The following is a 12,855-nucleotide window of genomic DNA, read 5'->3' as shown; positions in this document are numbered from 1 at the left end:
CCGTCAGACGACCTGACCCATCTGGAAGATTGGCAGGTACATGCCGATGATGAGGCCACCTACGAGTACACCCAGAACGGCCATAATCATGGGTTCCATCAGGGCGGTGAGGTTGTCGACCATGTCGTCCACCACGGATTCGTAGTGATCAGCGACCTTCTCCAGCATTTCGTCCAGGTTACCGGATTCTTCGCCGATGGACGTGAGCTGGACTGCCATTACCGGAAACACGCCTGTTGTTTTCATGGACGCCTGGAGCTGGGTACCGCTGGATACATCGTCACGGATTTTAAGAACCGCATCCCGGTAAACAGCGTTACCCGTGGCACCAGCCACCGATTCCAGGGCATCAACCAGGGGAACACCGGAAGCAAAGGTTGTGGACAGTACCCGGCCGAACTTGGCGACAGCCGACTTGTCCAGTATCTCGCCGACAATCGGAAGTTTTAGAACATACCGGTCGACCACATCAGAAAATTTCTGGGACCGGCGTTTGGCTTCCTTGAACAGGAAAATGGACCCGACGATCCCGAGCAATACCACGAACCACCACTTCTGCATCCATTCCGATATCCCGATAATGAACTGGGTAAAAACCGGAAGGTCAGCGCCGAACCCCTGGAAAAGGCTTTCGAACTGGGGCACAACTTTAACCAGCAGAATAGCGGTTACCACAATGGCCACCACGATAACTGCGATAGGGTAGGTCATTGCCTTTTTTACTTTTTTCTTGAGAATCTCGGTTTTCTCGAGATAAGTCGCAATCCTGGCCAGCATGGTTTCCAGCGCACCGGCTTTCTCGCCTGAATCGACCAGGTTGCAGTAGAGGTCGTCAAAATGCTTCGGATGGCGCCTTAGCGAATTGGCAAAGCTGGTACCTGATGCAACATCGTTCCTGACGGCAGAAATGAGCTCACGAAGGCCCTGGTTCTCAAGGCCGTCCGTCACAATGTCGAAACTCTGAACCAGCGGCACACCGGCCCTCATCATCGTCGCCATTTGCCGGGTGAACATGGCAATGTCAAAAGGGGTGACCTTCTTGCTGCCGCCAAACAGCGGCTTAGGCTTTTTCTTGACCTTGTCCGGGATAATGCCCTGCTTACGAAGCTGAGCCTTGACCAGTGCCAGGTTAGTGCCAGACACCTCACCCTTGGACTTGTTGCCTTTGCGGTCTTTACCTTCCCAGACAAACGCCTGAAGTTTTTCTACTTTCTGCACCATGCTGCTTAATCCTTCGTCACGCGGTTGGCTTCCTCAAGACTGGTCACACCCTCGATGACTTTGCGAAGGGCGGATTTTCTCAGGTTTCGGAAGCCTTCGGCCTCAGCCTGCTTTGCAATTTTGATGGAACTGGCCTCTTCCATAATCATGCTGGCCAGATTCTCCGTAATCTTGACCACCTCATAAATACCGACGCGGCCTTTATATCCTCCATTGCATTTATCACAGCCTTTTGGACGGTACAACGTGAAGCCTGTATCAATTTGTTCCTGTGTGAACCCTTCCTTCAAAAGTACGTCCTGGGGGACATCTGCCGCCTCTTTACAGGCACTGCAGAGCCGGCGGCCAAGACGTTGGGCAATGATCAGACTGACAGACGTTGCGATGTTAAAGGCGGGAACGCCCATGTTCATCATCCGCGTCAGGGTTTCTGCCGCGCTGTTGGTGTGCAGGGTAGACAAAACCAGGTGACCGGTCTGTGCCGCCTTGATCGCAATATTGGCGGTCTCCAGATCCCGGATCTCACCGACCATGATGACGTCCGGGTCCTGCCGCAGAAACGCACGGAGTGCTTCCGCAAAGCCCAGGCCCACCTTGTTATTTACGTTGACCTGGTTTACGCCCTCAAGGTTGATTTCCGCTGGGTCTTCTGCCGTGGAAATGTTTACCTCAGGGGTGTTCAGAATGTTCAGGCCGGTGTAAAGAGATACGGTTTTACCCGAACCCGTTGGGCCGGTCACCAGAATCATGCCCTGAGGCTGAACCAGTGCATCCATATACAGCTGTTTTTGATCGTCTTCATAACCCAGGGCATCAATGCCCATCTTCGCCTGGCTCGGGTCCAGAATCCGCAGAACGATCTTCTCGCCCCAGAGCGTTGGAAGCGTGTTCACCCGAAAATCGATAGCCTTGGTTTTGGACAGCTTCATCTTGATCCGGCCATCCTGGGGCACCCGCCGCTCGGAAATATCGAGCTGGGACATGATCTTTATCCGGGCGGAAATCTTCGGCGCCAGTTTGATCGAAGGCCGGGACATTTCTTTCAGAATGCCATCCGTGCGATAGCGCACCCGATAAGTTTTCTCATAGGGCTCGAAGTGAACGTCCGAGGCGCCGCCGCGAATGGCATCCAGCAGCATTTTATTCACAAACTTTACGATTGGCGCATCGTCGACATCGCTGGCAGCGACAACCGCACCGTCGTCTTCCTGGTCGCCGCCTTCGGTTTCAATGCCTTCGAGGTCCGAATCGTCCAGGTCACCCATCGTCGTATCCTGAGACTCAAGATACTTGTCGATGGCTTCACGCAATTTGGCATCGTCGACCAGCACGGCATCGGTGCTAAGACCGGTGTTGAACTTGATCTCGTCCAGGGCCTGAATATTGGTCGGGTCAGAAACCGCAATGAACAGCCGGTTGCCCCGCTTATACAGGGGTAGGGCGTTGTGCTTGCGAATCAGTTTCTCGTCAACGACCTTCTCCGGCATCATCTCCGGCATGAAGGCGCCGAGGTCCAGAACCGAAACGCCGAATTCCATCGCTGCCGAAAACGCCAGTCCGCTGCTGCTGGCAAGCTTGTTCTGTACCAGATAGGTGATCAGCGGAATCCTGTTCTGGGAGGCCTGTATAAAGGCATCCTTTGCGGTGGACTCGTCCAGCAGCCCGTCATCCACAAATCGACGGGCAAGTCCGGTCAGCGTTACGTTGCTTTTGTCAGTAGCCATAGGTGATTAACAATGCCGCCTAAGTTGCTGAAATCGTGATTTGAAAACTTACCAGAGTTTAGATGGAAGGCCTGCTTTTGGAAAGCGAGCGAGCTAAAAGTTGCCCGCTGACCTGATCTGTCGCAAAAAAGCAGGTGACGAAAAATGTCACCCAATGACATTCAATGACACCTTCACGGGATAGTGACGAGTAGCCTATTATGACGTATCAATGGCTATCTGGTTGATTATATGATGCATGCAGGATTGCAGGTGTAGTTGGCACAAGACATGCTTCAGTCTGTGCAGGCTACTCCCTTTCCGGAGTATGACTTACAAGAATGTGGAGATTCACGATGAAAAGAGTTCAACAGGGTTTTACGCTTATCGAACTGATGATCGTTGTTGCGATCATTGGCATCCTAGCGGCGGTTGCTATTCCTGCTTACCAGGACTACACCATCCGTGCGCAGGTTTCTGAAGGTTTGAGCCTGGCTTCTGGTGCCAAGACGGCTATGGCTGAATTCTACAACCAGACCGGTCGGTTCCCGTCAGGCACTGGCGCTGGCGCTGCCAACGAGTCTCTGGGTCTGCAGGATCCGGCTAATATCGTTGGTTCTTATGTGTCCCAAGTTGAGACCGGCAGTGGCAGCGGCGGCATCATTCAAGTCACTTATGGCGAGAGCGTTAACGCCCAGATTGACGGTGCCATCCTGGAAGTGTCAGCAGTGACGTCTGCAGGTAGTATTCAGTGGGCCTGTCGTGCAGGAACAGATCTTGAAGCCAAGTATCTGCCAACAAATTGCCGTTAAGGTAGTTTGAGTAAGAAAGTATCTGTCAATTGGAGGTTGTGAGATCAGCCTCCAACATCGGTACTGTAACCGCGACATAGCTCGCGGTTTTTTTATGATAAGGCTGGAGGGCATCTTAATCGGTCAGACGCTGCTGTTCGTGTCGATAGTTGAAAATTCCTCACTTTAAAGTCAACCGGGTAGCATCGCTGATACCTTTAAAGCTTCGTTAAATCTGTCCGAAATTGGCTTCAGTAAGGCGACTGCCCACACGGTTAGCCGTTCCTGTCAGTTAGGCGACTTGCTCAAGCTATACATTTTTGCACGCCTCAATCAGACCCGGAAGCGCCAGAAGACTTCAAAAGGAATGTCATCTTATTTGGGGAGTGCTTTGATAAATGAGGTGGGTAGTCCAAGCCTTCGAGACCATTGCTGACTCCCTTAATCAGGAAAATGGTAATGCGATCAATAAGGTGTGTCGTCAGTTCATTGTCCTCTGCATTAAGGCGATACTAAGTCGTGGCCAGTTGGCAGCCATTGATGGCACCAATTTCGAATCGGTCGGGATCCTTCTATGCTTGCCGCTTCGAAGGATGAGCTCAAGACTTTGGTGCAAGAGGAGAAAGGCCAGTTTAGCCTCACTCAACCGTACGCTAGAATGATGAAGTCTGGCCGGTACGCAATAGTAGTGAACGAAAACGCGCAGAATGCAGTGGATGCAGCACGTCAATCGATCGTTCATCACCAACTAAACTAGAAGAGCGGCGATGACCCGCAGCTAGAGCCGATTAAATAAGAGACGCGTGAGGCGATGGCGGGTGCGTTGGAAAGCGTCGTTGCCGAAGCAGGTCACTCCAATGGTGAACAGGTCCGAAATTTTCCATCGCCCGAGTAAGATTTAGCAGTGCCTTGAATCGGGCCATGAGCAACCAGCGTACTGGCAAGAATTTCCAGAAAAGTTATTGATTACACGCAAAAACGCCCCAGGCAACATCCAGGGCATAGTGATTGGCATTTCAAGAGGCTTTGTAAATTGAGTTTTTACAAAACTTCCAGTGGCGAGCTTTGTTATATTCTGTTTGACTGCCATGACCAATACTGACGCTTGTCGACAAAATGTGACCCTTTCGCTGACCGGATTTGCAAATTTCTGTTCGTTGTAGATCCAGACGACTGAATTTAATGACTATAATTGTGGCATAACTTATGCGTCAAAATTATTGGGTTGTCCGTGATTGGAGAGGTGTCTTGGGAAAATTTGAAGGATTTACGCTAATCGAATTGATGATTGTTGTTGCGATAATCGGCGTAATGACAGTAATTGCGGTGCCAGTTTATGAGGAGTTTACCATCCGAGCTCAGGTTTCTGAAGGTTTAAGCCTTGCTTCAGGTTCTAAAACGGCCATCGCTGAGTTTTACGACCAGCGAGGTAACTTTCCCTCTACAAATGCTTCTGTTGGACTCCCTTTAGCCAATGCGCTGGTTGGGCGATATGTTTCTTCTGTAGACGGAGGGGCGGCCGGTGGTTTTGGTGTTATTCAGGTTACCTATGGAAAAGACGTTAATCAGAAAATCTCTGGCGATATTCTTGAAGTGTCTGCCGTAACCTCTGCCGGAAGTATCCAATGGGTTTGCCGGTCTTCCTCATTGGATCTCGAGTATTTGCCGTCAAATTGCCGCTGAAAACCTGTGGAAATCCATACTTCATGTAACTTTAAGCCAAGAGAACTCTTTGTGTTCGATGAAAAGCTGCAATCAATTGGCTCTCAATTATTGTTAATCGCTTTCTGCTGGGTTGTCATTCTTGTGCTCGGGTATTTTGTTTACTCACCAGCGCTGAGTGGACCGTTCCTTTTTGACGATTACGGAAATCTTAAGTCCCTTGGGCTCTACGGTGGAGTTACTGACTGGGAGACATTCAAGTCCTTCGTTTTTGGTGGTTTTTCCGGACCTACTGGCAGACCGATTTCCCTGCTGACCTTTCTTTTAGATGCTACAAATTGGCCCGCACCATCGGCCGGATTCAAGCACACGAACCTTTTGTTTCACTTGTTCAATGGAACACTGGTTTTTGTGCTGGCGTTTCAGATCCTTCAAGTTTTTGGGAGGTTTGCGCTAAAGAGGTCTCTCTGGCTCGCTTTTATCGTAGCCAGCCTTTGGTTGCTTCATCCGTATCTGATCTCAACAACAATGTACGTTGTCCAGCGCATGGCCATGTTGTCCGCCATGTTTTGTCTACTAGGGATGATTAGTTATCTTTACTTCAGGAAGATGCTTCCTGGGAAGCCAATGGCAGCATACGCCGGTATGACACTTTCCATTGGTATTTTTACAATTCTGGCGACTTTCTCTAAAGAAAACGGGGCTGTTCTACCGGTTCTCATACTCTGTCTGGAAGCGACCGTTATAAAATCAAACGCTAGCTTCCCGCCGTTGAATAGAGCATGGAAGTGGCTAGCATTTGTCGTACCATCATTAGTCCTTGCCTACATGCTCCTAAAAGGGCCGTTCTCAGCGGGCTGGTTTCAGGATTATGCTACCCGTGATTTTTCACCTTATCAGCGACTCCTCACCCAATTTCGCGTTACGCTGTCCTATCTGCTCAGTTGGCTCTCACCTTCGGTATCAGGCGGTCAGATCTTCTACGATGACATTACCGTCAGCAAAAGTATTCTATCTCCTGTAATCACGTTGCCCGCTCTAGTAATGGTTGTCGGATTGATTCTAATGGCGCTGTGGAAGCGTAGCGAATGGCCGGTTCTGTCATTCGTGATCTTGTTCTATTTCGCGTCTCTTGCCATCGAGTCCACTACAATTGGACTTGAGATGAAATTTGACCACCGTGTGTACTTGGGAAGCGTATTTATCTTACTGCCTGTCATAGCCTGGACAGCAAATAACTTGCGGCCAGCCCTGAAGGTCTCCGCCAGTATTGTGACGGTGCTGGTTCTGGCCAGCCTGACATATTTTGCCGCAAGTCTGTGGGGTAACTATCAGCATCTGACTATGGTCTGGGCGACGAAACATCCGACTTCGGTCAGATCTCAGACTGAAGCAGCGCAAATGCTTTTTTCTTATGGCCGACCCGCTGACTCAAGAGAACTTCTGAATCAGGCCTCTGAACGCATCCCAGACAATTTCAGGCTTAGGCTCACTCAGGTTCTGGTGCAATGTGTGACAGGTGGTGTAAAAAATAACGACCTAGACAGCGTGAAAGCACTTGCTCGCACAGGGCCCTACAGGCATACCGATTTTAACCTTCTAAGCAGTCTTTTGACCCGATCTGGCGATCCGAACTGTAAAGGAGTGAATCAGGCTGATGCTCGGGACATTACCGGGGCCTTACTCGAGAGTTCCGACTATACATCTAGAAGAAATTTGGCGTACGCGCATTTACATTACTATCATGGTCTCGTGCTCTTAAGGGCTGGGGAGCAACAGCGAGCCCTCGAGCTATTGAATGAAGCCCTTGAGTCCCGCTCATCTCTTCATATGCGGATGAATATTGCTTCGTATAAGGCCAGTGCAGGCCTTTACCAGCAGGCACTGGAAGACGCCAAGTTCGTAGAGAAGCGATTGGAATCTGGAGAGGTGACAGGCAGGGCAGCGGTTGAGTCCCCTCAGTTGAAGGATGTGAAGCACTTCATCGATGTTGTTGAGCAGGATATTGCAAGCGCTGGACCAGCAGGTGAAGACTGAGCTAGTCAGCAAGCTCAAATGCATTAGAACTTACAGAGGCTAAATGACCTGATGGGCGTATCTGTTGTCATACCCGCTAAAAACGAGTCGGGCTCAATCCCTGCGTTAATAAAAGGCTTACAGGCACTGGATGCCCTGGATGAGATCATTATAGTCGACGACGGCTCAACCGATGGCACTGGTGATATTGCATCAGAACTCGGAGCAAAAGTCGTGCGCCATCCTTATTCAAAAGGAAACGGTGCAGCCATTAAAAGTGGCGCGAGATCAGCCGCGGGAGATACCATTGTTTTTATGGATGCGGACGGACAGCATTCTCCAGAGGATGTCGCCAGGCTCCTGGAGCGACTCGGCCAAGGCTACGATATGGTTGTGGGAGCACGCCAGGCAGGATCGCAGGCGAGCGTTGGGAGAGGCCTAGCGAACTCGTTATACAATCGGCTGGCCAGTTATATGACTGGCCAGAAAGTTGAAGACCTCACGTCTGGTTTCAGAGTTGTGAAAAGGGAAATGTTTCTTCAGTTCCTGAGTCTTTTGCCTAATGGATTTTCTTATCCTACCACATCAACTATGGCTTTTTTCAGAGCAGGATATTCTGTCGCTTATGAACCCATTCATACGGCCCAGCGGGAGGGCAAAAGCCATATAAAACCGATACGAGATGGCGTTCGGTTTCTGCTCATCATCTTCAAAATAGGTACGCTTTACTCGCCTCTAAAGCTATTCGTACCTCTCGCTTTCGCTTTTTTCTTTCTTGGCGCTGGATATTATGGATACACCTTTATCACAGAGAACCGTTTTACAAATATGAGTGCACTTCTTCTTACAACTTCTTTGATGATTTTTCTTGTCGGGTTGGTATCAGAGCAGATCACATCACTTCTTTACATTAGCTCTGATAAAGATTCCGATAAAGGCGAAAAATAAAACAGGCGCCAATATGATTCATATTTTTCTAGGCACCAAAGCGCAATTAATAAAAATGGCGCCTATAATGAAGATCCTCGCGGATCGTGGCATATCGTATAATTTCGTACATTCCGGGCAACATCAGGAGACCATATCTGACATTATTTCTGATTTCCAAATTAAGCCCCCGGATCATTACGTTACGAATGGGCCGGACATAAAATCGAAGTCTCAGGTTCCAAAGTGGTTATATCTTTGCTTAACACAAACAGGAAAAAACTCACCCTGCTGGGCTGGTCGTCCAAAAGGGGCGAGCGATGTCGTGCTTGTCCATGGAGATACACTATCGACACTGGCAGGCGCGTTGGCGGCCAGACGGATGGGTTTTCAGTGTGCTCATATCGAGAGTGGGTTGCGATCATTTAATATATGGCATCCATTTCCGGAAGAACTGATCAGGCTCGCAACCTTTAGGCTAGCCAGTATTCTTTACTGCCCCGACGAATCGGCTGTCGCGAATGTATCAAATTTGAAGAAAATAACGACCAATACTCAGGGCAACACAATGCTGGATGCAACGAGACTTGCGGTTAAGGCCTCAGTGCGTTTCAGTTTACCTGAGTTTGGAATTGTTTCATTGCACCGCTACGAGAACATATTCAATACTGAGCGACTTGGCTGGATCGTAGAAAAAATAATCGATATTTCTAAAGAATATCGGGTTATGTTCATGATGCACCCTCCTACGGAGAAGCGGCTTCGGGACTTGTCGCTATACAGCGAATTGGAAGCTCAGCCTAATATTGAGTTGAGAAAAAGGATGGGATATTTTGACTTTTCAGGTTTGTTGGCCAACGCGAAATTTTTGTTAACCGACGGGGGAAGCAATCAAGAAGAGAGCAGCTATCTTGGGCTTCCGTGCCTCGTAATGAGAAGGGCAACTGAACGAGCTGAAGGGGTTGGACGAAACGTCGTGATTTCAAATTATGATAGCCAAGTTATTTCAGAGTTTTTTCAAAACCTTTCAAAATATAGAAAAGAAAGCATATTCGGAGCTCAATCGCCGTCAGATATAATTGTTGACCATTTAGAATCTTTTTATTAGTCCTAATTTTTCAATTTTTAACTAGCATCTCCTCGCACACTTGGATAGCTCTCGCTTCCCAAGTGTGTTTTCGTCGTATTGTCTTTAGATGTTTCCGCTTCTCTTCGAGCATTGCAGGATTTTTAGAAAGTTTCTCGAGAAAATGAGCGATTTTTTCCTCGCTCTCAACCCACCCTAAGTTTTCCTCGCCAACAATCCGTGCAGTTTCTCCACCAGGCGAACATAATATTGGTAGTGCGAACCCAATTGATTCGTAAACTTTGATGGGCACTGATCTCTCGAGATAACTTCCGTCACTTCGAACAATAGAAAAAAGGTCGCTCTGGTTGTAAAGTGACGGAATTTCACTCCCTGAACGATGCAAAATTTTAATAGAGTCTGTAACGTAAGGTAGATAGTGGGATTTCACTTCTTCCCATTCTTTTTCTCGGCAACAAACAGTGAGAGTAATATTGCTTTTTGCTTGCCCAATCGCTTTAAATAAAGGTCTAAGGTTATACGTTGGTGGTTTAATCCCGCCTACGTAGAAAACGCGAAATGTTTTTGCATTTTTTGTTTCGGGCGAATCATCGAAAATTTCAGTACCTGGTGGTAAGTACCTTAATTTCTTGAATTTTTCAATATAAGGTAACACCCTAGCCATCGCCTCAGAAGGGAGATAGAGCGTGCTAAGGTACCTGGTATGATATAACCAGTCAAACCAGTACAACGGAACAGTGATGGCTCTCCCCCACCAAGGGAGCATTTCTCGATAGGAAGAATCTCGCCAATAAACATCCCGATTGAAAAGCGCCACTGGTATGCCCTTGGAGCTGCAGAAGTCGAGAAACTTATGATCTATGAAAGGGTTCAACGGCAGGCGATGCGATTCCGACATGGCATAGGGGATTGTAAGATTCTCCGCATAAACAAAGTCAAAAATTTCACCTTCATCTAGCCTTTTTCTAACTTGTTTCATTTTCGATTTTCGTTCATTAATCGTACCGGTAACCTCTACAACGGAGGCGCCAAGGTTTTTAAAAGCTTTCAGCATTTTATAAGGACGAACTTCACTGCCCGAAGTTCCATTTTCCTTAATCGGTCGAGGGTGATGGAAAATTAATTTAATATCTTTATAATTTCGATTCATTTTCAAAGATCCAAAGTCGAAGCGTAAAATAATATCGGAGGAATTTATCTCCAGATTTATTTAAAATATTTAGCGAATTTCTGGATTCTTAATTTTTAAAATAAAAAATAAAAAAATCGTTGACCGAAAAATTCTGAAAAAATATTCTAAAGATAAAGCGATTAATTTTTCTTTGAGTGTAAGATTTCGATTCGATGAAATCTTTAAATACCTATGTAGGGGAGGCAAAAAACCGGAAATTACTATCATTGGGATTTGTAATTTATTTGGAATCGACGCATATAGCCCGCCTGCAGTTCGCGCCTTTTTTCTCAATATTTCTCGTAGTGTATTTCTTGCCGGGTGACTGACAACTGTGTGTTCCGAATAACAAATTGTTAGACCAGATTCAACGGCTCGCTCTCCCCATCTGACATCCTCTCCAGAATAAGCCTCTCCCTTGAAAGGACCAACTTTGTCAAAAGCAGTTTTTCGCGCGAACATGTTTGCGGTAACTGAGTATGGTCGACCTTCAAGAATTTCATGCTGGGGAAAAGCAAATGCTTTTTCGTAAATTTCACAGCAGTTCGGCTGGTCGGCTATGGAATAAAGATCAATTTTCCCGCCTACAAAGTCAACGTCTGGGCGGCCAATCAGAACTTCCACGGCTGATTCGATCCATTCGCTTTTGGGATTGCAGTCGGAGTCAGTGAAAGCAAATATTTGTCCTTTGGCTAGCGCAAGCCCCTTATTTCTTGCAGCATAGGAACCAGGGCGGGTTTCGTGAAGGATTCGGACGTTTTGCCATATAGGAAAAGTAGGGATTCGTTCATCAGGAGCATTGTTGACTACAAGTACCTCAAAGCATGATTGAGGGTAGGTTTGTAAAGATAATGCCCCCAAGCATACTTCGAGCCGGTCCCAATCTTCAAACGTTGGAATAATTACCGATACGAAAGGCAGGCTGCTTTTTGTTCGATGGTGCATGGATGTCCTGCGTAAAAATCACAAGTACGTGTTGTGATCAAACTAGATAGGCTCGGAGCCAGATATCATCGTTCAGACTTTATCGTACTAAAGAAAAGTCGAATCGGATACGTCTTAGTTTCTCGGTTCGTTCGTTGTTCACGGTCCGCTGATCCATTTTTAGTGGGGCCAGACTGTTTTCGTGTTAGGGTTTCGTCTGATTGGTGAGGCAGGATACTTCGTTTGGAAGTGGGGCGGTAGCAGGTAACTTGCGCAATAGTGCGTTGAGAGCGAACCTTACGCTGAATGAGGCTGCAAATCAGAGCAGTTCGGGGTAACAATATCCAATATGGCAAATACGGTAACACTCTCAGACAGAATCAGTTTTGCGGCGGAATCAGATCAATCAATTCTTGAAGCTGCCCGAAGCCAAGATGTTGCGCTGGAGCATAGTTGTTGCAGTGGTCGCTGTGGAGTCTGTAAAGCCAAGGTTGCTCGAGGGTTGACTAAGGCCATTAAGCCGGAAGCCTCTCTGTCAGAGGATGAGATGTTAAATGGCTTTATTCTCACTTGCTGTCGAAGCGCCACAACAGATGTACAACTCGATATTGAGAGTCTGGAGAGTCTAGGCGGACTAAAGGCAAAAATTTTACCGTGTCGCATTAATCAGATTCACTTGCTCGCGGATGATGTAATTGCGGTGACTCTGCGCACGCCACCTAGTAGTTTTCTGGAATACTTACCTGGCCAGTACGTCAACGTAATCGGAGAAGATGGGATACGGCGAAGCTACTCCATTGCCAACGCCCCCCGAGATGATGGAACAGTTACGTTACAAATCCGAAAAGTTGAAGCCGGACAGATGAGTGACTACTGGTTTAACAGGGCCAGGGCGAACGATTTATTACGCATCGAGGGCCCACTCGGAACTTTCTGTCTACGAAAAACAAAGGCTTCAACACTAATCCTTTTGGCGACTGGCACGGGCATTGCGCCGCTGAAGGCGATTCTCGAACAGCTATCAGCATCACCTAGGCTCAATACCTATAACAGTATTCATCTTTATTGGGGAGGACGGACGGAGCAGGACCTCTATTGGAGACCAGAGTTCTCCGACCTCCAAGTCCATTATATTCCGGTACTGTCTCGCTCGCCCGAATGGAAGGGGCTAACAGGGTACGTGCAGCAGGCGGCATTAAGTAACGATTTAGATCTAGGGGACGCGGTAGTCTATGCTTGCGGTTCAGAAGCCATGATTCATGATGCCCGGACGCAATTCATATCGGCGGGCCTCGCCGCAAATCAATTTTATTATGAGTCGTTCGTAAGCTCAGACTAATTCAATGCTGGAGG

Annotated in this window: 10 protein-coding genes; 6 read left to right on the top strand and 4 right to left on the bottom strand. The window is 47.8% G+C overall.

Annotated elements, in window-relative coordinates:
• Nucleotides 1-3: 3 nt before the first annotated feature.
• Both E5Q11_RS06695 and pilB read right to left on the bottom strand, forming a co-directional pair.
• Nucleotides 4-1,221, bottom strand: coding sequence for a type II secretion system F family protein (locus E5Q11_RS06695; protein WP_135802644.1), 1,218 nt, complete (start codon nt 1,219-1,221; stop codon nt 4-6).
• 5 nt (nt 1,222-1,226) lie between these two features.
• Entirely contained in the window at nt 1,227-2,945 is a 1,719-nt protein-coding gene (pilB, locus tag E5Q11_RS06690) for a type IV-A pilus assembly ATPase PilB (protein WP_135802643.1), read from the bottom strand.
• A 335-nt stretch (nt 2,946-3,280) separates the two neighbouring features.
• Here pilB and E5Q11_RS06685 point away from each other — a divergent pair, with 335 nt between their 5' ends.
• From E5Q11_RS06685 to E5Q11_RS06665, 5 genes are all read left to right on the top strand, one after another.
• Nucleotides 3,281-3,736: a pilin gene (locus tag E5Q11_RS06685; protein ID WP_135802642.1), complete on the top strand. Its 456-nt coding sequence runs from the start codon at nt 3,281-3,283 to the stop codon at nt 3,734-3,736.
• 1,227 nt (nt 3,737-4,963) lie between these two features.
• Nucleotides 4,964-5,398, top strand: a complete 435-nt coding sequence (locus tag E5Q11_RS06680; protein ID WP_210426293.1) for a pilin — start codon at nt 4,964-4,966, stop codon at nt 5,396-5,398.
• Between the two features lie 51 nt (nt 5,399-5,449).
• Nucleotides 5,450-7,414, top strand: a complete 1,965-nt coding sequence (locus E5Q11_RS06675) for a tetratricopeptide repeat protein (RefSeq protein WP_135802640.1) — start codon at nt 5,450-5,452, stop codon at nt 7,412-7,414.
• A 51-nt stretch (nt 7,415-7,465) separates the two neighbouring features.
• Nucleotides 7,466-8,341: a glycosyltransferase family 2 protein gene (locus tag E5Q11_RS06670; RefSeq protein WP_135802639.1), complete on the top strand. Its 876-nt coding sequence runs from the start codon at nt 7,466-7,468 to the stop codon at nt 8,339-8,341.
• A gap of 13 nt (nt 8,342-8,354) precedes the next feature.
• Nucleotides 8,355-9,428 carry a UDP-N-acetyl glucosamine 2-epimerase gene (locus E5Q11_RS06665; RefSeq protein WP_135802638.1) on the top strand — a complete coding sequence of 358 codons (1,074 nt, stop codon included), beginning with the start codon at nt 8,355-8,357 and terminating at the stop codon, nt 9,426-9,428.
• Between the two features lie 10 nt (nt 9,429-9,438).
• Here the strand turns inward: E5Q11_RS06665 and E5Q11_RS06660 are convergent, their stop codons facing one another.
• Together E5Q11_RS06660 and E5Q11_RS06655 are read right to left on the bottom strand one after the other, a co-directional pair.
• Entirely contained in the window at nt 9,439-10,557 is a 1,119-nt protein-coding gene (locus E5Q11_RS06660; RefSeq protein WP_135802637.1) for a glycosyltransferase, read from the bottom strand.
• Between the two features lie 69 nt (nt 10,558-10,626).
• On the bottom strand, nt 10,627-11,523 hold the full coding sequence (locus E5Q11_RS06655; RefSeq protein WP_135802636.1) for a glycosyltransferase family 2 protein: 897 nt from the start codon (nt 11,521-11,523) through the stop codon (nt 10,627-10,629).
• 328 nt (nt 11,524-11,851) lie between these two features.
• Here E5Q11_RS06655 and E5Q11_RS06650 point away from each other — a divergent pair, with 328 nt between their 5' ends.
• Entirely contained in the window at nt 11,852-12,841 is a 990-nt protein-coding gene (locus E5Q11_RS06650) for an FAD-binding oxidoreductase (RefSeq protein ID WP_135802635.1), read from the top strand.
• The last annotated feature ends 14 nt before the right edge of the window (nt 12,842-12,855 follow it).

Source organism: Marinobacter confluentis, assembly GCF_004785685.1.
Classification (GTDB): Bacteria; Pseudomonadota; Gammaproteobacteria; order Pseudomonadales; family Oleiphilaceae; genus Marinobacter; species Marinobacter confluentis.
Note: the sequence above shows the minus strand (reverse complement) of the source record. Positions and strands in the feature narration are given on the sequence as shown.

Excerpts from the sequence above, each read along its gene's own strand:
- E5Q11_RS06660 (WP_135802637.1), bottom strand. The coding sequence starts at position 10,557 with ATGAATCGAAATTATAAAGATATTAAATTAATTTTCCATCACCCTCGA.
- E5Q11_RS06665 (WP_135802638.1), top strand. The coding sequence starts at position 8,355 with ATGATTCATATTTTTCTAGGCACCAAAGCGCAATTAATAAAAATGGCG.
- pilB (WP_135802643.1), bottom strand. The coding sequence starts at position 2,945 with ATGGCTACTGACAAAAGCAACGTAACGCTGACCGGACTTGCCCGTCGA.
- E5Q11_RS06685 (WP_135802642.1), top strand. The coding sequence starts at position 3,281 with ATGAAAAGAGTTCAACAGGGTTTTACGCTTATCGAACTGATGATCGTT.
- E5Q11_RS06655 (WP_135802636.1), bottom strand. The coding sequence starts at position 11,523 with ATGCACCATCGAACAAAAAGCAGCCTGCCTTTCGTATCGGTAATTATT.
- E5Q11_RS06695 (WP_135802644.1), bottom strand. The coding sequence starts at position 1,221 with ATGGTGCAGAAAGTAGAAAAACTTCAGGCGTTTGTCTGGGAAGGTAAA.
- E5Q11_RS06650 (WP_135802635.1), top strand. The coding sequence starts at position 11,852 with ATGGCAAATACGGTAACACTCTCAGACAGAATCAGTTTTGCGGCGGAA.
- E5Q11_RS06670 (WP_135802639.1), top strand. The coding sequence starts at position 7,466 with ATGGGCGTATCTGTTGTCATACCCGCTAAAAACGAGTCGGGCTCAATC.